The sequence below is a fragment of the Rhodococcus rhodochrous genome (genome assembly GCF_014854695.1).
Lineage (GTDB): Bacteria > Actinomycetota > Actinomycetes > Mycobacteriales > Mycobacteriaceae > Rhodococcus.
The window spans coordinates 15368-30785 of the sequence record NZ_CP027560.1 but is presented as its reverse complement, the minus strand read 5'-3'; the positions used below and the strand labels follow the sequence as shown (position 1 = coordinate 30785).

The following is a 15418-nucleotide window of genomic DNA, read 5'->3' as shown; positions in this document are numbered from 1 at the left end:
ACGCGAGGACGCTCCGGTAGACATTTCGCATGTCTAACCTTGACGAGAGGACGATCTACCACTGCTACGCGACCAACTCGGTCGACTACAGCGGGGCCCTGCCCGGCATAGACGTCACCGACGAGTACGGAGAACCGGTGTGCAGCACACACCGACCGCCAGGCTGGGCCGGAGGAGGCGGATTCGACCCACCCTTGCTCGACGCCGAACTCGAACTTCTCGGGTTCCGGCGCCTCGGGCCCTGGGAGGTCGGCATAGCGCACGCACACACCCTCGCCAAAGCAGCCACAGACCTCTGAGACCGACGAATCAGGCGTCACCCCTCCCCTCCCCCACCGACTCGAGATTGATTCGTCTGGGGCGTCGAGGAGTCTCCCCGCCCCGCACGTAACCGGGTCACCTCACGTACCCCCTCGGTTCATTCATTGGATGGTTAGTAATGGGTGGTTAATTGGGTGGTTAAGAGGGGTCCGGCTCTCGGACGGGGTAGTCCAGCTCCCGGACCCCTAAAGGGGGTCCAGCTCCCGGACTACCCCGGGGTCCAGCTGCCGGACTACCCCTCACTCCTCCGCTTCTTCTGGGCAGCGATCGCACGTTTCGTGGCCTGGTCGAGTTCGGCGATCCGGTTGGGGTCGTCGTCCTCGTCCAGTTCGCCCGTCAGGTGCGGGGCTTCGGGATGGTTGAGGTAGTAGCGGTTTGTCGAGTGACTGCCGTTCGGTCGCACTCGAGTGGCCCGGAACAGCAGGTCATTGGCCTCGAGTGCGTTGAGCGCGTCGATAACCGTCGAACGACCCAGGCACGTCTCCTTGGAGATCAGTTTCAGCCCGGGGAAGCAGGAGTAGGCCTGGTCGACGCGGCACGCCAGGGACAGGAGCACGAGCTTCTGAGTGGGCGTGACCTCGGACAAGCCCCACACCCATTCGAGGGCCTTGTAGCTCGACCCGTTGCCGGCCATTAGAGACGGTCCTGCTCGGCCGGTTCGAGGTAGCCCGCGTTGTCGAGTTCGATCAGGAGCTCCTGGGCGCGGTCCTCGGTGAGACCGACCGGGAGGTGAGAAAGCCCCACCGAGTCGATAGCGTGCATGTACGCGAGCAGGCCCTTGGCCTCGAAACTGATGTTCGGGTCGAGCGCGGCAGCTCTCGGGTACAGAAACACCGGCTTGTCGCTGTGGAAGATCAACTTCCGTCCTCTCGTGTCGCGAGGAGGGAAGCAACCCGACACACCTCAGATGCGGTGCGCCCGAACACCGTTGCCCATGTAGCATGGGCAACGAACCTCGTTGTGTTCGGTTGGGGTCGCTTCCCAACCTCGAAACCTCGGACCCTGCCAGGTCCGGGGTTTCTCTTTTTCCGGGGCCGGTCGGCCTCGGAGTGTGTGCCATCTTGCCTCGAGAACCACTCAGATCACAGGACCATCGCGGACATCGGCGCGTCGTCCACCCTACCCCTGATCTCGAACTGCCATCTGGATACTAGACACCTGGAAAGACCCAGCTAGACACCGAAATCAGGGGATGGGTGACCGCGAGCTGACCGTGATCATGACCGGTGTCCGCGGGCGTGTCCGCCCGGTGTCCGGTCGGGTGTTCGGGGTGTTCGGGGTGTTCGTCAGTCTCGGCTGTTGGAGCCGAAGTAGTAGCCGACTGTGGTGCCGGTGAGGCCGACGAAGGCTGTCAGGACGTTGCCGATCGGCCAGGACGCGCGTTCCCAGAGGTACTCGGATGCGGCGAGTGCGGTCCAGACGTAGGCGATGGAGACGACGATGAGGGCACCGAGGATGGCCCAGGACAGTTTGGTGCGCTGACCTTCGCGGACTTCGCCCGCATGGAAGGTGTCCTCGGTGCCCTCGTCGTTGACGTCGACAGTTTTGACCTTGCCCGGCGTGGAGCCGTCGGTCACTGGAAGACGACCTTGGTCTCGATGCCGTCCTTGTTGCGGATGATGACCTCGCCGCCTTCGGCGGAGGCCCGGTCGATGTAGTCGGCGGTGCGGATGGCACGGATCAGGGCGTTGGTGCGATTGACGTCGTGCCGCTCGGCGATGCCTTCGATGCGGTCGACGTCGATGCTGGGCAGGTTGACGGTGACTTTCTTCTGGGTGATGCTCTTGCGGGCCATCGTGGGACCTCTCGTGGTTTGTCGTGTCGGTGAAGCCCCACCATTATCCCAAAACGTACGGCTAATAGCCATACAAGAGATAGCTACTGTGGCCCGAACGTCCGCTTGAACCAGCCCGCCGGCCGCTCCTCGACCACCACCGGGATCTGCCGCTGCACCGGCTCGGGCTCGACCTCCTGCTTCGGCTCCGGCTTGGCCTGCTCGAGCATCCGCAGCATCGCCGCCTGCGTGGAGATGACCTTGTCCTTCTCGGCCGAGACCTTCGATGCGATCTCCTCGGCGGCCTCGCGCCGGACACGCTCGATCTCCACCTGGGCACGGGTCTGAGCCAGCTCGATTTCGAGATCGACCAGGCGTTTCAGGTGCTCGGGCAGGTCCACTTCCCCTGACCGGTCATCGTCGCGGTCATCCTCGTCCTCGTCCGGCTTCGCTGGCCGATCGGGCTTGAACCCCGCCGCGAGCAGATCCTCGAGAGGGATCTCCCAGCCGTTCTCGCCCTTGACCGCGTTCGGGAACCGCTTGGCGTCCAGGGCCCGCTGGATGGTGGCGCGACCGACGCCGCAGCGCCGCGCCGACTCGGCGGCCGACCAGCGGGGCCGCTCCCTGATGTGTTCTTCGACGGCCTCGACGGGGGTGCCGTTGATCTGTTCAGGAGTGTGGGTGTCCATGCCCTCGATCATGACCGGCCCGCGCCCGGATAGGGGACCGGACACGCCCAACAGGGCCGATGTCACCTATGTGGGGTGTCCGGGTCAGCGTCCGGGGCGTGTGCGGTCACGCTGGGTGCGCTCCCACCGGCGGATCGGGGCCAGGGTGTTGCCGCGGGCCCGCGGGGAGCCGTTGGCGTGGGCGATGGCCACGGTGGTCTCGCCGTCGGGGGACCGCAGGATTAGGTGGGACTTGGCCGAGATGCGGCCGGTCCAGCCCTTGGAGAAGCAGTCGCGAGCGACGCCCTTGGCGAACTTGTCGAAGCCACGCAGGCTCGGGGCATCTGTGTACTGGGGTGTCTTAGCCATACAGCAGATTATACCTAGGTACTACTGTTAGAGCAGTTCACAGGCCTAAACTGTGAGGTTCCCGTCCTCATCGAAGATGGCATCGGCGATAGCGACCGCCCGGGGGTGGTCGAGTGCTCGCCGCACCTGCTGGGGATGCCAGACCGCACTGCCGCCACCGGTGGGAATCCCGTCGCCCATCAGCCCGCTCGCGATCTGCCGCAGGCTGCGCCCCTCGTACGTCTCGAGGACGATGCGCGTCATCACCTCGTCGGGGACCTGGGACGGCTTGCCCAGCTGCACGCCCTGCCGCTTCTTCTCGGCCAGCGCGGCCCGGGTGCGTTCGGCGATCATGTTCCGCTCGAACTCGGCGAACATCGCGAACAGGTGCAGGATCATCCGGCCTTGAGGGGTCGTGGTGTCCATGTCCAGGTCGCACAGGACGATGTGCCAGCCCTCCTTCTCGGCCCGGTCGGCGAGATTGAGGAAGTCCTTGATCGACCGGCTGACACGGTCGAGCTTGGCGGCGATGATCCGCTCGGCGCGGTGCTCGCGCACCTCGGCCAGGGCGGCGGACATTCCCGCCCGCTTGTCCGGGGCCACCGTGCCCGAGACCGCCTCGTCGGCGAACCAGCCCACGATCTCCACGCCGGAGGTCGCGGCCTTGGCCGTGATGATCGCCCGCTGGGCGTCGAGGCCGAGCTTGCGTTCCTTCTGGTCCTCGGTGGAGACGCGGACGTAGCCGACCGCCGTTCCCGGCGGGGCGACCGCGCGGGCTCGCATCCGTCGGCCGGGGATCGGATTCGGGGTTCGAGGCTCGGTCACCGTGGCCATCCTTAACACTGTCGGGCGTCAATGTGACAGCTCGGGGCGAGAAAAACACCCCGAATCGGGGTGTCTATCCCTTCCAGAGGTTAGAGACCCGCCTGCCGGCGGGGGAGCGAGCTACTTGTGGGAGAACAGTTGGGCCTGCCGACCGCCCGTCGAGGCCTCCTCGGCCTCCTGGGGGGTCAACCCAGTCTTCTGCCGGGCCAGCGAACGTATGAGGTTGTCGACGAGCTCCCGCTCGCTGGCGTCGAGTAGGTCGGCTTCCTTGGGCGGGGTGTAGGGCCGGTTCTCCACCCAATTGATGCCCACCCATGCGGCGACCACCCGCACGGGCTTGCGGAGGGCACGGGCCAGTTTGGTGACCGTGTCGAGGTCGGGGGCCTGGGTCTTGCCCTGCACCAGGTTCGATACGGTCGTCGTGTGGACGCCAGCTCGTTGCCCGAGCGCGTTCAATGACGGTAAGCCCGTCTGCGGGCTGACAGCGCCGACGGCTTCCATCGCGCTCGCCCAGGGCTCGGGAACGTTGCTTCTTGCCATGGGCGCAATTGTTGACCACCCGGTGTCGGTTTCGCTACCCGATCAGTGGACACCTGAGCGGCTGTCTAATATAGCATCAACCTCTAGACCACCGTGTTTGTCCTGTTTATCCCGGGTATGAAGGGGTTGTCCAGTGGACACCTCTGTCCCAGATTGCTATTGTCTAGGACAACAGCAGACATGCTGTGAGACACCCACTTTCCCCATTCACCCAGTTCCCGGAGAGACCGAACGATGCCCCAATCGGATACCAGACTGGACATGAGGCTGGCCCCGGAAGGCGGCCGCGAGATGTTCGTCTACCTCATGCGCACCTACCGCTACAGCTGCCGATCCCTCGCCGAGGCCGTCACCGCAGAACTCGACCGCCGGCACCGCGACTTCGGAGCTCCGAAGCTCACCTGCAGCAAGTCCCACATCGGCAACCTGCGCTCCGGCGCGGCCCGCGTGTGCTCCCGAGAGATCGCTTCGGCCATCGAGCAGATCCTCCAGGTCCAGCCCGGCGTGCTGTTCGTCCCCAAACTCCACACCGTCCAGGCCCCGACCGCAGCTTGACATCGTCGCCGTGCGCCGGTGTCTACAGATCGGTCCCAGGTGTCTAGTCTCGAGTAGCCGAGTAGAAACTAGGGGAGCGGCTGCACCACCTGCACAAACGGAAAAGGCCCCCGCCTCTGGCAAGGCGAGGGCCGCGACACCCACTGTCGCATCCGCAATGAACCGGCATCACCTACCGAAAGGACGACCGATCCATGCCCAACCAGCATAACCAGGCAGTGCAACAACCCCCGGACCCGACGTTCACCGCAGGCCTCTACGTGGGCATGAGCGAAGAGAGCTACCACCGCGATCCGGTCCCCGGCAGCTCCCTGTCCTCGACCGGAGCCCGCAAGATCATCCAGGACTGCCCCGCGAAGTTCCAGCACGAACGCCTGCACGGCCGCCCCGCCAAGCGCGAGTTCGACTTCGGGCACGCCGCCCACCAGCTCGTCCTCGGCGAAGGCCCGGAGCTGCGCCGCATCCCCGAGGAAATCCTCGCCACCAACGGCGCGATCTCCACCACCGAGGCCAAGGACTTCGTCAACCGGGCCCGCGAGGAATGCGCCGTTCCGCTCAAGCCCGCCGACTACGACCAGGTCCAGGCCATGGCCCAGCGCATCCGCGAGCATCCGATCGCCGGTCCGCTGCTCATGCCCGACGCCGGTATCGCTGAACAGTCCGCCTTCTGGCGCGACCCGATCACCGGAATCTGGCGCCGCGCCCGCTTCGACTGGACCCGCCGGACCAGCAACCGGCTCTACCTCGTCGACTACAAGACCAGCCGCGACGCCAACCCGGAGAAGTTCAAGAAGACCGCCGTCGACTTCGGCTATCACCAGCAGGACGCCTGGTACTGCGACGCGGTGATCGACCTCGGGATCGACAAGGACCCGGCGTTCCTGTTCGTCGTGCAGGAAAAGACCGCCCCCTACGTGGTGTCGGTGGTTCAGCTCGACAACAACGCTCGCCGGATCGGCCGGATCCTCAACCGCCAGGCGATCGACATCTACGCCCAGTGCACCGAATCGGGCATCTGGCCCGGCTACCACGACCACGAGGTCGCCCTGGTGGCCCTTCCCTACTGGTACGAACGCGAATTTGAGGAGAACTAGCCCATGAGCAGCAACAACGGCACCCTGGTCCACCGCCAGACCATCGCCCCCGCCGCCAACGATCCGGTCACCCAGATCAGCCAGGCCACCGAGGTCGAACGCTCCCGCGCCGTCGCCGAAGTGCAGGCCGCGGTGCTCGTCGCCCAGCAGGTCCCCCGCGACATCGGCCGCGCGATCGCCGACATGAAGGACTCCTGTGGACGCATGGCCCTGGCCAACCGAGCGTTCTACTCGGTGCCCAACCGGGGCAACGGCCCGTCGGTGCACCTGGCCCGCGAACTGGCCCGCATCTGGGGAAACGTGCAGTACGGAGTTAACGAACTGCGCCGCGACGACGACGCCGGAATCTCCGAGGTGCAGGCCTTCGCCTGGGACGTGCAGACCAACGTCCGCTCGGTGCGCACCTTCATCGCCCCGCACGTGCGCATGGTCCGCGGTGAACGCAAGGCGCTGACCGACATCGGCGACATCTACCTGTCCAACCAGAACGTCGGTGCCCGCGCGGTGCGCGAGTGCCTGTTCACGGTGCTGCCCACCTGGTTCACCGAGGAAGCCCAGGACATCTGCCGCCGCACCCTCGAGGACGGCGAGGGCGTGCCGCTGCCCGATCGGATCAACGCCATGGTCGCCGCGTTCGGTAACCAGGGCATCACCGTCAAGCAGCTCGAGCACAAGATCGGCCGCTCCCGGGGTTCGTGGACGCCGTTCGATCTGGCGCAGATGTCCATCGTCTACACCTCGATCACCCGAGGCGAACTCGACAAGGACGAGGAGTTCCCCCAGCAGGTGGTCACCGCCGCCGACCTGACCGGCCCCGTCGCCACCCCGGCACCCGCTGCCCAGCCCCAGCCTCAGCAGGCCCAGGAACAGGCACCGGCCGAGCAGCCCGCCCCGGAACCGGCCAAGCAGGACAAGCCCCAGGCCAAGGCCCGCACCACCAGCAAGAAGGGCGACCCCGCCGACCGCTCCGACGAGCACGCCGAGCTGTTCGGCACCGAAGGGAACTGACCATGCAGCTGACCGAAATCCCGGAGGGCCCCACCAATGTGCGGGTCCTCCGGGACGGCCGGGAACTGCCGGTCGACATCGTCTACAGCGGCCGGCGCGGCGACGGCACCGCTGTATTTACCGTGGTAAACGCCGCATTCCTGCCCGGTGACCGACTCCTGTTCGGCACCCTGCCCCCGATGACCGCAGTGGTCGTCGCCAGCCCGAAGAGGCCGCGATGATCTGGTCCGATCTGCCCCTGGCCTACTTCGACCTCGAGACCACCGGTGTCGACCCGAAGACCTGCCGGATCGTCACCGCCTGCGTCGGCCGCGTCGACGGCTCGACCACCACCTCCACGAAGTGGCTCGCCGATCCCGGCGTGGAGATCCCCGAGTCCGCCGCCAAGATCCACGGCATCACCACCGAGCACGCCCGCACTCATGGCCGCCCGCACGTCGAGGTCGTCCACGAAGTGGTCGCCGAGCTGCGCGAATGCTGGAAGGAAGGCCGCGCGATCGCGATCTACAACGCCGCCTACGACCTGACCGTCCTGCACACCCAGACCGGCGGCAAGTTCACCGTCGACGGCCCCGTCGTCGACCCGTTCGTGCTGATCACCGAGTTCGACAAACGCACCGGAAACCGCCGCCTGGCCACGGTGTGCGAACGCTACGGCATCACCCTCGGCGACGCCCACAATGCCGAAGCCGACGCCCTCGCCGCTGCCCGCCTGGCCTGGAAGATCCCCCGCGTCTTCCCGATCCTCGCGCTCGTCGGCACCGACGAACTCATGCGCCAGCAAGCCGCCCTGTACCGCCGCCACCAGCAGCAGGCCCAAGCCCGACAGCAGCCCTACCGCTCCGGCGGCTCCCTCAACACCTCCTGGCCCATCGCGGCCTGAACAGGAAGAACACATGACCATCGACTTCGACACCGCCACCGCTGGTGCCTTCATCGACCAGCCCACCGCCCAGCATGTGCTCTGGCACTTCGGGCACGGTGGCTACGAGCCCGGATCGTTCACCAAGAACCTGATGCTCGCGATCTCCACCGCCGACCCCGGCAACCAGACCCGCCTGTCGCTCGGCTTCCCCGGCTACGTCGCCGCGATGCAGCTCGCCCAGACCTCCGAGACCGGCATCGCCACCCTGCAGACCATCGCCCAGGGCGCCGCCCGATGAGCAACTACGCCTATCGCATCACCGTCGACAAGTACCCCACCGACGACGGCAAGCCGTTCGACCAGCAGCATCCGCAGCTCTGGATGGACATCGTCGACGCCCACGCCAACAACGGCGACACCCCCGACTGGGTGCCGGCCGACCTCGAAGAGTGGATGTACCTCTGGAGTGGCGATCCCTACGCGAGCGCCGATGAAGGCCCGCGTATCGGCAAGACCGTCTACGACAACGACAACGTGCCGATACTGAAGATCCCGGTACTCCGCCGCCGTCACTGGATGTCCCGCGCTACCGCAGTCGGCATCGTCGAAGGCCTCCGCGAGTGGGGCTGCGAAGTCCGCCTCGAACGCTGCCCTCTCGAAGCATGGGAGGCGGTCGCATGAGCGCCCTGTTCAAGGCTCTCGCAGAGGTCGTCGATTGGGACCGCGCCGCCGCAGCCTCCAACTACTTCAATCAGCCCGACTACCTGCGTGAATCGGTCGCCGACATCGCCACCCAGCTCGAGGAGAAGGGCCTGCGCCTGGTCGAGACGTCTCCCGTGAGCGAGCCGGTGTCCGATCAGCCGCCCGGCATCGACGAGGACGCCGCCGAGTATCAGAGCCCGGACCCGGTCGAGGCCGCACAGCGCATCCTCGAGTTCGTCGGATGGTTCGGCGACGGCGAAATCTTCGGCAGTTCGGACTTCCCGCTCTTCTCCCGCGACCTCGACTCCGTCGCCCGCGCGCTCGGCACCGCCCGCGTCGAATGGGGTGTACGCAAGCCCACACGGCACTTCGGCATCAAGGTCGACAAGTCCAGCGACGAGGCATCCGCCCGCCGCAGCGTCGAGATGCTGCACGACACCGAACGCTGCCTCAACGCCAACCCCAAGGCGGAAGTCGTCCGCCGCACTGTCATCGAAACCGAGTGGACCTCCGCACCCCACCCCCGCAACGGGAGCTGACGCCGGAGCTGCTGCTGCAGCTCGCCGCCGAATGCGACCGCGCCCACCGGCCCATCGCCGCACGCAACCGCCGCCGCTGGGCCCGAAACCTCACTGAACAGGAACAACAGGCATGACCCGCTACTACCACGGAGGCGCACCCGGCTTGCGCGTCGGTGATCTCATCGAACCCGGCCACGACCGCGCCACCCACGACGGCTGCCCCTGGTGCGAAGCCCGCGCCAAGGGCGAAGCCCACCAGGGACTCGACGGCCCCTCCCAGCACACCGACCGCGTCTACGCCACCACCGACCGGCTCTACGCAAAGCACTACGCCAGCCTCTACGGCCGCGGCGACCTCTACCGCGTCGAACCCGTCGGCGACGAGGCCACCTCCACCGAGGACACCATCGCATCGGTGCACGCACCCGCCTTTCGAGTCGTCGCCGTCCTCGACCGCGCCGTGCAGCTGACCATGGGCGAACGCCGCCGCCTCTACCGCCAGTGGAGCGCAGCCGACCAGCTGGCAGGTGTCCGATGACCATCTTCGTCGACGTCTACACCCCGCCGAAGGGCCCGCACGGCGAGTGCACCTGCGCAGGATCCACTCCCGGCTTCCCGCAGCACGAGTCGTGGTGCGGTCTGCCGGAGCCGGTCGAGTCCGGGTCGCACTGCTGCGGCTGGAAGGACGGCATCTGCGAGGACTGCCCGATCGCAACGGCGGTGCAGCGATGAGCGCCGAACGCGACAAGCTCGAAAGCACCCTGCTCACGTATCTGACCGGATACCTCGAGGGCGCAGAATCCGATCTCCCGGCGGACGTCCTCGCCGAATCGCTGGCGGACTTCCTCACTGAGGAGGGCTACCGCCAACAGCCCCTCCCCAAAGACGCGGAAACCGAGTACTGGACTGCCGGCCGCGACTCCCACGGCAACATCCGCCTCAGCAACGGCAAGGGCAGGCTCGTCGCTCACGCCGCCTCGACCCGCGACGAAGTGCAGCTCTGGCACGAACACGCCGCCAACGGCCTGCGCCGAGCCCGTTACGCCGCCGCCCTCGAACTGTTCGACCGCGAAGCCGCAGGCGGACAACGGTGACCGCCCCCGCAGGCGACATCGTCGCCACCTTCGAGCGGATCGGCCGCAACCACAACCTGCCCGAGCTGCGCATCCCGTTCGCCGAGGTCGCCCTCCCCGAAGCAGACGACTTCGACGCCCTCTGGCCCACCGACCGCACCAACTGGCAGGTCGTCTGCGAACGCATCTACGACTACGTCCGCCCGCACCTGCGCTCAAGTGACGTCCACCTCCACGTGACCGGCGACAAGACCGCACTGCGCGGCTTCGTCACCGTCGGCCTCGTCCGCAACGGCGGCTCCTTCACCCTCACCCACCCTGACCAGGAGAAACCATGACCACCGTCCCACCGGAAAGCCAAGCCGTCTCCACGCTCGCCAACCATGCCCGGGCAGTGTTCGCCGACGGCTCGGCCCGCGCGGTCTACGCCTGGATCCTCGAGCACGGCGAGACGCTGCTCGCCGCCGCCGACCGGCTCACCGAAGTCACCAGCGAAGTCGAGTCGTTCGTCAACGCCCGCGTCGAGTACGTCAACGCCCTGCGCAACTCGAGTGGCGACAGCGCTGACTACCACCGCTGGACCGGCGGGGCCGAAGCCCGCCGCGAACTCGCCGAACGTCTCGGCTGGACCGTCCCCTACGAGTACACCGACCGCACCGCACCGAAGGACAAGTCATGACCATCCGCCACCTGACCACCAGCGAGCTCGAGAGCGTCTACCTCGACGGATTCTGCTCCGGCATCGCCACCAGCGCCGTCAACTCCGGCTGCGACCAGGAGCAGGCCGACGCAATCGCCGACTACATCGCCTCGTCGATCCGCGACGACGAGAACGCCATGTCCGTCATCCGCCAGCAGATCGTCGAACGTCTGACCGGAGTCGACAACGGCGCAGTCAACGTCGAGATCAAGACCGACAAGGAGACCGCCGGTGAGGGATGACGCCTGCCTCGACCTGGCGCTGGACCTGCAGGACACTCTCCTCCAGAACAAGCACTACGACCTGCGCATCATCGCCGAGCAACTCATCCTCGCGAAGGGCTGGCGCAAGCTCCCCCGCCTCGACGAGATGACCGAGCTGCCCAACGTCCGCGAGAAGTGGATGGCCTCTCTCGGCATGGCCCTCGGCGACCTGCGCACCCTCGAGGTCGGCCGGCGCGGCGCCGGGGAACTGCTCGCCCTATTCCACGACGAGGAGCAGACCCGCGCCCTGCTCATCCGCGACCTCAACAGCGAGACCGAACGCGCCAACCGCGCCGAAGCTCTCGCCGAGCAGTACCGGCGCGACTCCATCGACTACCACGACAACTGGCGCAGCATCTCGGCTGAAAACGGGAGTCTGCAGGCCAATCTCGCGCTCAAGCAGGAGCAGGTGCAGCGCCAGCAAGCTCGCGCCGACAGCGCAACAGCCGCCCTCGCCGAGATGGAGACGCACTACCGCGAAGAGATCGAAGTCTGCAACCACTGGCGACACACCGCCGACCGAGTGCGCGAACTCGCAGACGAACTCCTTCTTGAGTTCACCGCCAACATCCCGCTCAGCGCTCCCGACCCAGAGTGGGATCCCAACGACGAGTTCAAACGCTGCGCGATCGACCGCCGCGACCGCGTGAAGCGGTGGCGCGACCAGCTTCTCGCCGCACTCGAGGGTGCCAGCGATGGCTGATACGTCGACACCCAACAACCCGTTCAAGCCCGGTGACCACGTCCTTGACCCGAACCTGCAGGAGTTCGGTATCCGTTCCGTTCTGACCGTGGTGCGCGCCCATAAGAACGGGAACATCGTCGCCCGCAAGCCCGGGATCGAAATGGTCGGGCACCACAGCACCTTCACCCCAGCAGAGGAGTCCCCCGATGCCAGCTGACATCCATGCCCTGTGCGGCCAGCCCGTCACCCTCATCCGTGACGACGCCGCGCTCTACTACGTCCACACCGCCACCGGCACCGAGGACTGCCCCGCCGCGCCCGGCGTCCACCTTCAGCTGACCACCCCGGACATCGGGATCAGCACCGAGTACTCCGCGGCCCTCGACAAGATCACCGACGTCCTGCGCGACAACCTCGACGAAAACGACGAAGTCGAGCCGATCGAACTGGCAGCCCTCGTCGCCGAAACGGTCGGCCTCGAACAGCTCATCGACACCCTCGACCGTGTGCGGACCGCACTCGACAGGCATCCCGCCTGCGACATCCATCCCGACGACGACCCGGTCACCTGCGGATGGAAACGAGCCGTGGCGGACGCCCGTCGCGCACTGAACGGTGAGTCGTGACCGGTATTTCCCTGTGGTGGTCGTTCACCCTGATGCTCATCGGGGTGACCGGACAGGTGCTCGTCTACCGCTCCCAGTCCCGCGTCGGCCCGATCGTCGGCATCGCCGCCCAAGGCCTGTGGATCACATACGGCCTGGTCACCGCCCAATGGTGGTTCATCATCTCCGCCTTCGCCTACGGCGGCACGAACATCTACGGCCTGCTCAAGCGCCGCACCCAGAAGGAGCCCGCCCGTGGCTAAGCGCACCTATCCGGCCCGCAAGTCCCACATCGCCAAGGGCTTCGACTTCCGCGGTTGCGACAGCCGCGACCCCAACACCTGCTCCTGCGAAACCTGGACTCCCGTGACCTGCCCCGAATGCGGAGAGGACATCGAGGACGGCCAGCGCATCGTCGACACCACACGGTGGGACCAGCAGACCGAGGATCTGGTCGGCGAAATCCGGCACGCTGCCTGCGCGAGCGAGAACCACGGATGAGCCGCGACCGCGACATCGTCGACGCCATCGACGCCCTCGTCGACGAACAGCTCGAACGCTACGACACCCGTAGCGGTTACGACTACAACGTCGGCGTCGACAAGTGCTGGCACTGCGGCGAGGACTGGCACGGCCTGCCGATCACCGAACACATGCGGAAGATGCGCCGCAACGGCTACCTCGAGCCCGGCTACCGCTACGACGAGGACACCACCCGCGTTCTGTGCCCCGGCTCGAACGTCCACACCGCCGGCCGACCCCCCGCCGGTTGGACCATCAAGGACTGCATCCTTGCCCGCCCCTTCGTCGGGAACATCCCTGTCGCTGACCTGGCCGGATTCGAGCCGATCGGATACCTCGAGCGGCCGGTCCGCTTCTCCGACCCGGACGACGACCCGGACGACGACACCTCCGACCTCACGTTCAGAGAACTCTCTCTACAGGACCTCAACCGCCAGGACTTCGAGCGCACCCGCCGCCGCCGGTTGGGGCGCGGCACGCTGAGCGGCCGCCGCTCGCATTGGGCCAACGAGTACGGCCGACTCACCGTCACCGGCCCGTACGGCGACTTCATCGGACAGATCGTCCACATCGACCACCAGCGGCGGCGATACCGGATGCAGTTCGGGGTCGTCGGCTTCTACTTCGACATGCGGACGTTCCAGGACCCCCGCTCGATCGACGGGGCCTACCACCAGGTGTTCACGGAACTGCGCCGTGCCCGCGACGAATACGCCTTCAACCAGCAGGTCCGCTACCGAATCGAAGGCGACGGCCGCGTGACCCCCGTCGTCCCCGCCCCCGAGCCGCCTCCTCCGGCCTACGCGCAGTTCCCTCACCAGTCCCCCGAAGAGTTCCGCCGCGAACGCCTCGGCGAGTGGCCCGCACCCGAACCCCGCCCCACACCTCCCCGTCCCCGCCTCCGCTTCAACTGAACAGGAGAAACACATGCAAGAACGTCAGCCCGTCGCCTACAGCGACACCCGCCGCCAGCTCATCGCCGAACAGCACACGATCCTGCGCGGCCAGGTCGGCTCCGGCCTGCACGGCGTCACCGTCAGCAGCCAGGACGACCGCGACGAAATGGGCGTGTGCATCGAGCCACCCCAGTACCTCATCGGCACCCGCGACCTGCTCGGCAGCGAACACTCCTTCGAGATGTACCAGTACCGCACCCAACCCGAAGGCGTCCGCTCCGGCCCAGGCGACCTCGACCTGACCGTCTACAGCCTGCGCAAATGGGCCGACCTCGCCGCCAAAGGCAACCCCACCGTGCTCCTGCTGCTGTTCATCCCCAAAAAGGAGCTCGTCACCATCACCGAGCCCGGCCTGGACCTGCAGCGCAACGCCGGAATGTTCATCTCCCGCCGAGCCGCCCACCGGTTCATCGGCTTCCTCGATTCCCAGCGCGAGAAACTGCTCGGCAACAAGGGCTACACCCCCAACCGGCCCGAACTGATCGACAAGTACGGCTTCGACACCAAGTTCGCCTACCACGCGATCCGCCTCGGCATCCAGGGCACGCAGCTGCTCACCGAAGGCACCATCACCCTGCCGATGCCGCAGCCGCACCGCACCTGGCTCACCGACCTGCGCAAAGGCAAGTACACCCTCGCCGAAGCCCTCGACGCCATCGCCGACTACCGCGACCGCCTCGAACGCCTCGCTGCCACCGCGAACTGGCCCGAGCACGCCGACCGCAGACGCATCGACAACTGGCTGGTCGACACCTACGAACAGTGGTGGGACGGGCACAAGCAGTCCCGCCCGGCACTGCGCACCACCCTGATCGAGTCGATCGTCCACACCAAACTGCCCTGCCCCGCCGTCCCCGGCGTCCAGCACGGCCCCAACCTCGTCGACGCCGGAAAGCTCGCCGACCACATCATCCGCAACCTCACCGCACGCCGCTGACCAGGAGACACACACCCATGACCGTCACCGCACTGCCCTTCGACACCACCCCCACCCCGGCACCCACCCCCGCGCCGGCCATCGTCACCGGACTCGGAGCGCGCATCCGCTCGGCCCGCACCGCCGCCGGATACGTCAAGCAGGTCGATCTGCTCGCCGCCTTGCAGGCCTTCGGACTCGACATCACCCAATCCACCCTCTCGGCGTGGGAGTGCGACAAGGTCTGCCCCCGCCTGCAGGACATCGTCCTGATCGCCGACCTGTGCAACGTCAGCCTCGACTACCTCGCCGGTCTCATCGACCAGCCCACTCTCGAACGCGGAGTGTTCGTCAGCGAAGCCGACGCCGCCCTGCTCGATGCACTGCGCGCGCACTTCACCCCGACGCTCACCGAAGAACAGATCGCAGCCCTCGACTTGGTCGAGAAGATCAAGTCCGCGAACTGACCACCAGAAA

31 protein-coding genes are annotated in these 15418 nt (G+C 66.8%); 23 read left to right on the top strand and 8 right to left on the bottom strand.

Annotation, left to right across the window (positions count from 1 at the left end; genetic code table 11):
- Positions 1–29: 29 nt before the first annotated feature.
- The gene (locus C6Y44_RS27685; protein WP_192379504.1) at positions 30–299 is read left to right on the top strand and encodes a hypothetical protein; all 270 of its coding nucleotides are present in this window, start codon (positions 30–32) and stop codon (positions 297–299) included.
- Positions 300–553: 254 nt separating this feature from the next.
- Here the strand turns inward: C6Y44_RS27685 and C6Y44_RS27680 are convergent, their stop codons facing one another.
- The 8 genes from C6Y44_RS27680 to C6Y44_RS27645 all read right to left on the bottom strand — a co-directional run bounded on the left by C6Y44_RS27680 (position 554) and on the right by C6Y44_RS27645 (position 4476).
- Positions 554–955 carry a helix-turn-helix domain-containing protein gene (locus C6Y44_RS27680; protein ID WP_192379501.1) on the bottom strand — a complete coding sequence of 134 codons (402 nt, stop codon included), beginning with the start codon at positions 953–955 and terminating at the stop codon, positions 554–556.
- Positions 955–1179, bottom strand: a complete 225-nt coding sequence (locus C6Y44_RS27675; RefSeq protein WP_192379498.1) for a hypothetical protein — start codon at positions 1177–1179, stop codon at positions 955–957. The genes C6Y44_RS27680 and C6Y44_RS27675 overlap by 1 nt, the downstream gene beginning before the upstream one ends.
- 428 nt (positions 1180–1607) lie before the next feature.
- Positions 1608–1898, bottom strand: coding sequence for a hypothetical protein (locus C6Y44_RS27670; RefSeq protein ID WP_192379496.1), 291 nt, complete (start codon positions 1896–1898; stop codon positions 1608–1610).
- On the bottom strand, positions 1895–2116 hold the full coding sequence (locus C6Y44_RS27665) for a hypothetical protein (protein WP_192379493.1): 222 nt from the start codon (positions 2114–2116) through the stop codon (positions 1895–1897). The genes C6Y44_RS27670 and C6Y44_RS27665 overlap by 4 nt, the downstream gene beginning before the upstream one ends.
- 83 nt (positions 2117–2199) lie before the next feature.
- Positions 2200–2784 (bottom strand): hypothetical protein, encoded by a 585-nt coding sequence (locus C6Y44_RS27660; RefSeq protein ID WP_192379491.1) that lies wholly within the window; start codon positions 2782–2784, stop codon positions 2200–2202.
- 84 nt (positions 2785–2868) lie between these two features.
- Positions 2869–3132 (bottom strand): hypothetical protein, encoded by a 264-nt coding sequence (locus C6Y44_RS27655; RefSeq protein ID WP_192379488.1) that lies wholly within the window; start codon positions 3130–3132, stop codon positions 2869–2871.
- 45 nt (positions 3133–3177) lie between these two features.
- On the bottom strand, positions 3178–3936 hold the full coding sequence (locus C6Y44_RS27650) for a recombinase family protein (protein ID WP_192379485.1): 759 nt from the start codon (positions 3934–3936) through the stop codon (positions 3178–3180).
- A gap of 120 nt (positions 3937–4056) precedes the next feature.
- A complete protein-coding gene (locus tag C6Y44_RS27645; RefSeq protein ID WP_192379482.1) occupies positions 4057–4476 on the bottom strand; it encodes a helix-turn-helix domain-containing protein in 420 nt (139 codons plus the stop codon).
- A 261-nt stretch (positions 4477–4737) separates the two neighbouring features.
- On the opposite strand from C6Y44_RS27645, the gene C6Y44_RS27640 reads away from it, so the two are divergent.
- From C6Y44_RS27640 to C6Y44_RS27535, 22 genes are all read left to right on the top strand, one after another.
- Positions 4738–5031 (top strand): hypothetical protein, encoded by a 294-nt coding sequence (locus C6Y44_RS27640; RefSeq protein ID WP_192379479.1) that lies wholly within the window; start codon positions 4738–4740, stop codon positions 5029–5031.
- Between the two features lie 194 nt (positions 5032–5225).
- Positions 5226–6125, top strand: coding sequence for a PD-(D/E)XK nuclease-like domain-containing protein (locus tag C6Y44_RS27635; RefSeq protein ID WP_192379476.1), 900 nt, complete (start codon positions 5226–5228; stop codon positions 6123–6125).
- A gap of 3 nt (positions 6126–6128) precedes the next feature.
- Positions 6129–7133, top strand: coding sequence for a hypothetical protein (locus tag C6Y44_RS27630; protein ID WP_192379474.1), 1005 nt, complete (start codon positions 6129–6131; stop codon positions 7131–7133).
- Positions 7134–7135: 2 nt separating this feature from the next.
- The gene (locus C6Y44_RS27625; protein ID WP_192379471.1) at positions 7136–7354 is read left to right on the top strand and encodes a hypothetical protein; all 219 of its coding nucleotides are present in this window, start codon (positions 7136–7138) and stop codon (positions 7352–7354) included.
- Positions 7351–8016: an exonuclease domain-containing protein gene (locus tag C6Y44_RS27620; protein ID WP_225623926.1), complete on the top strand. Its 666-nt coding sequence runs from the start codon at positions 7351–7353 to the stop codon at positions 8014–8016. The genes C6Y44_RS27625 and C6Y44_RS27620 overlap by 4 nt, the downstream gene beginning before the upstream one ends.
- Before the next feature lie 13 nt (positions 8017–8029).
- The gene (locus tag C6Y44_RS27615) at positions 8030–8296 is read left to right on the top strand and encodes a hypothetical protein (RefSeq protein ID WP_192379469.1); all 267 of its coding nucleotides are present in this window, start codon (positions 8030–8032) and stop codon (positions 8294–8296) included.
- Positions 8293–8679, top strand: a complete 387-nt coding sequence (locus C6Y44_RS27610; RefSeq protein WP_192379466.1) for a hypothetical protein — start codon at positions 8293–8295, stop codon at positions 8677–8679. The genes C6Y44_RS27615 and C6Y44_RS27610 overlap by 4 nt, the downstream gene beginning before the upstream one ends.
- Positions 8676–9239 carry a hypothetical protein gene (locus tag C6Y44_RS27605; RefSeq protein ID WP_192379463.1) on the top strand — a complete coding sequence of 188 codons (564 nt, stop codon included), beginning with the start codon at positions 8676–8678 and terminating at the stop codon, positions 9237–9239. Before C6Y44_RS27610 ends, C6Y44_RS27605 begins: the two co-directional genes overlap by 4 nt.
- 112 nt (positions 9240–9351) lie before the next feature.
- Positions 9352–9759 carry a hypothetical protein gene (locus C6Y44_RS27600; protein ID WP_192379461.1) on the top strand — a complete coding sequence of 136 codons (408 nt, stop codon included), beginning with the start codon at positions 9352–9354 and terminating at the stop codon, positions 9757–9759.
- Complete coding sequence (locus tag C6Y44_RS27595; RefSeq protein WP_192379459.1) at positions 9756–9953, top strand: hypothetical protein; 198 nt, start codon at positions 9756–9758, stop codon at positions 9951–9953. Before C6Y44_RS27600 ends, C6Y44_RS27595 begins: the two co-directional genes overlap by 4 nt.
- The gene (locus C6Y44_RS27590) at positions 9950–10315 is read left to right on the top strand and encodes a hypothetical protein (RefSeq protein WP_192379456.1); all 366 of its coding nucleotides are present in this window, start codon (positions 9950–9952) and stop codon (positions 10313–10315) included. Before C6Y44_RS27595 ends, C6Y44_RS27590 begins: the two co-directional genes overlap by 4 nt.
- Positions 10312–10632 (top strand): hypothetical protein, encoded by a 321-nt coding sequence (locus C6Y44_RS27585; protein WP_192379453.1) that lies wholly within the window; start codon positions 10312–10314, stop codon positions 10630–10632. The genes C6Y44_RS27590 and C6Y44_RS27585 overlap by 4 nt, the downstream gene beginning before the upstream one ends.
- Entirely contained in the window at positions 10629–10973 is a 345-nt protein-coding gene (locus tag C6Y44_RS27580; RefSeq protein ID WP_192379450.1) for a hypothetical protein, read from the top strand. Before C6Y44_RS27585 ends, C6Y44_RS27580 begins: the two co-directional genes overlap by 4 nt.
- Positions 10970–11236: a hypothetical protein gene (locus tag C6Y44_RS27575; RefSeq protein WP_192379448.1), complete on the top strand. Its 267-nt coding sequence runs from the start codon at positions 10970–10972 to the stop codon at positions 11234–11236. Before C6Y44_RS27580 ends, C6Y44_RS27575 begins: the two co-directional genes overlap by 4 nt.
- Positions 11226–11960, top strand: coding sequence for a hypothetical protein (locus C6Y44_RS27570; RefSeq protein WP_192379445.1), 735 nt, complete (start codon positions 11226–11228; stop codon positions 11958–11960). Before C6Y44_RS27575 ends, C6Y44_RS27570 begins: the two co-directional genes overlap by 11 nt.
- On the top strand, positions 11953–12159 hold the full coding sequence (locus tag C6Y44_RS27565) for a hypothetical protein (protein ID WP_192379443.1): 207 nt from the start codon (positions 11953–11955) through the stop codon (positions 12157–12159). The genes C6Y44_RS27570 and C6Y44_RS27565 overlap by 8 nt, the downstream gene beginning before the upstream one ends.
- Complete coding sequence (locus tag C6Y44_RS27560; RefSeq protein WP_192379441.1) at positions 12149–12568, top strand: hypothetical protein; 420 nt, start codon at positions 12149–12151, stop codon at positions 12566–12568. The genes C6Y44_RS27565 and C6Y44_RS27560 overlap by 11 nt, the downstream gene beginning before the upstream one ends.
- Positions 12565–12810 carry a hypothetical protein gene (locus C6Y44_RS27555; protein ID WP_225623925.1) on the top strand — a complete coding sequence of 82 codons (246 nt, stop codon included), beginning with the start codon at positions 12565–12567 and terminating at the stop codon, positions 12808–12810. The genes C6Y44_RS27560 and C6Y44_RS27555 overlap by 4 nt, the downstream gene beginning before the upstream one ends.
- Positions 12803–13048, top strand: a complete 246-nt coding sequence (locus C6Y44_RS27550; RefSeq protein ID WP_192379438.1) for a hypothetical protein — start codon at positions 12803–12805, stop codon at positions 13046–13048. The genes C6Y44_RS27555 and C6Y44_RS27550 overlap by 8 nt, the downstream gene beginning before the upstream one ends.
- Positions 13045–13983: a hypothetical protein gene (locus C6Y44_RS27545; RefSeq protein WP_192379436.1), complete on the top strand. Its 939-nt coding sequence runs from the start codon at positions 13045–13047 to the stop codon at positions 13981–13983. Before C6Y44_RS27550 ends, C6Y44_RS27545 begins: the two co-directional genes overlap by 4 nt.
- A gap of 13 nt (positions 13984–13996) precedes the next feature.
- Positions 13997–14962 (top strand): nucleotidyltransferase domain-containing protein, encoded by a 966-nt coding sequence (locus C6Y44_RS27540; protein WP_192379433.1) that lies wholly within the window; start codon positions 13997–13999, stop codon positions 14960–14962.
- 17 nt (positions 14963–14979) lie between these two features.
- The gene (locus C6Y44_RS27535) at positions 14980–15408 is read left to right on the top strand and encodes a helix-turn-helix domain-containing protein (RefSeq protein ID WP_192379430.1); all 429 of its coding nucleotides are present in this window, start codon (positions 14980–14982) and stop codon (positions 15406–15408) included.
- Positions 15409–15418 lie beyond the last annotated feature (10 nt).

Excerpts from the sequence above, each read along its gene's own strand:
- C6Y44_RS27685 (WP_192379504.1), top strand. The coding sequence starts at position 30 with ATGTCTAACCTTGACGAGAGGACGATCTACCACTGCTACGCGACCAAC.
- C6Y44_RS27680 (WP_192379501.1), bottom strand. The coding sequence starts at position 955 with ATGGCCGGCAACGGGTCGAGCTACAAGGCCCTCGAATGGGTGTGGGGC.
- C6Y44_RS27665 (WP_192379493.1), bottom strand. The coding sequence starts at position 2,116 with ATGGCCCGCAAGAGCATCACCCAGAAGAAAGTCACCGTCAACCTGCCC.
- C6Y44_RS27660 (WP_192379491.1), bottom strand. The coding sequence starts at position 2,784 with ATGGACACCCACACTCCTGAACAGATCAACGGCACCCCCGTCGAGGCC.
- C6Y44_RS27655 (WP_192379488.1), bottom strand. The coding sequence starts at position 3,132 with ATGGCTAAGACACCCCAGTACACAGATGCCCCGAGCCTGCGTGGCTTC.
- C6Y44_RS27645 (WP_192379482.1), bottom strand. The coding sequence starts at position 4,476 with ATGGCAAGAAGCAACGTTCCCGAGCCCTGGGCGAGCGCGATGGAAGCC.
- C6Y44_RS27640 (WP_192379479.1), top strand. The coding sequence starts at position 4,738 with ATGAGGCTGGCCCCGGAAGGCGGCCGCGAGATGTTCGTCTACCTCATG.
- C6Y44_RS27635 (WP_192379476.1), top strand. The coding sequence starts at position 5,226 with ATGCCCAACCAGCATAACCAGGCAGTGCAACAACCCCCGGACCCGACG.
- C6Y44_RS27630 (WP_192379474.1), top strand. The coding sequence starts at position 6,129 with ATGAGCAGCAACAACGGCACCCTGGTCCACCGCCAGACCATCGCCCCC.
- C6Y44_RS27625 (WP_192379471.1), top strand. The coding sequence starts at position 7,136 with ATGCAGCTGACCGAAATCCCGGAGGGCCCCACCAATGTGCGGGTCCTC.
- C6Y44_RS27620 (WP_225623926.1), top strand. The coding sequence starts at position 7,351 with ATGATCTGGTCCGATCTGCCCCTGGCCTACTTCGACCTCGAGACCACC.
- C6Y44_RS27615 (WP_192379469.1), top strand. The coding sequence starts at position 8,030 with ATGACCATCGACTTCGACACCGCCACCGCTGGTGCCTTCATCGACCAG.
- C6Y44_RS27610 (WP_192379466.1), top strand. The coding sequence starts at position 8,293 with ATGAGCAACTACGCCTATCGCATCACCGTCGACAAGTACCCCACCGAC.
- C6Y44_RS27605 (WP_192379463.1), top strand. The coding sequence starts at position 8,676 with ATGAGCGCCCTGTTCAAGGCTCTCGCAGAGGTCGTCGATTGGGACCGC.
- C6Y44_RS27600 (WP_192379461.1), top strand. The coding sequence starts at position 9,352 with ATGACCCGCTACTACCACGGAGGCGCACCCGGCTTGCGCGTCGGTGAT.
- C6Y44_RS27595 (WP_192379459.1), top strand. The coding sequence starts at position 9,756 with ATGACCATCTTCGTCGACGTCTACACCCCGCCGAAGGGCCCGCACGGC.
- C6Y44_RS27590 (WP_192379456.1), top strand. The coding sequence starts at position 9,950 with ATGAGCGCCGAACGCGACAAGCTCGAAAGCACCCTGCTCACGTATCTG.
- C6Y44_RS27580 (WP_192379450.1), top strand. The coding sequence starts at position 10,629 with ATGACCACCGTCCCACCGGAAAGCCAAGCCGTCTCCACGCTCGCCAAC.
- C6Y44_RS27575 (WP_192379448.1), top strand. The coding sequence starts at position 10,970 with ATGACCATCCGCCACCTGACCACCAGCGAGCTCGAGAGCGTCTACCTC.
- C6Y44_RS27565 (WP_192379443.1), top strand. The coding sequence starts at position 11,953 with ATGGCTGATACGTCGACACCCAACAACCCGTTCAAGCCCGGTGACCAC.
- C6Y44_RS27560 (WP_192379441.1), top strand. The coding sequence starts at position 12,149 with ATGCCAGCTGACATCCATGCCCTGTGCGGCCAGCCCGTCACCCTCATC.
- C6Y44_RS27545 (WP_192379436.1), top strand. The coding sequence starts at position 13,045 with ATGAGCCGCGACCGCGACATCGTCGACGCCATCGACGCCCTCGTCGAC.
- C6Y44_RS27540 (WP_192379433.1), top strand. The coding sequence starts at position 13,997 with ATGCAAGAACGTCAGCCCGTCGCCTACAGCGACACCCGCCGCCAGCTC.
- C6Y44_RS27535 (WP_192379430.1), top strand. The coding sequence starts at position 14,980 with ATGACCGTCACCGCACTGCCCTTCGACACCACCCCCACCCCGGCACCC.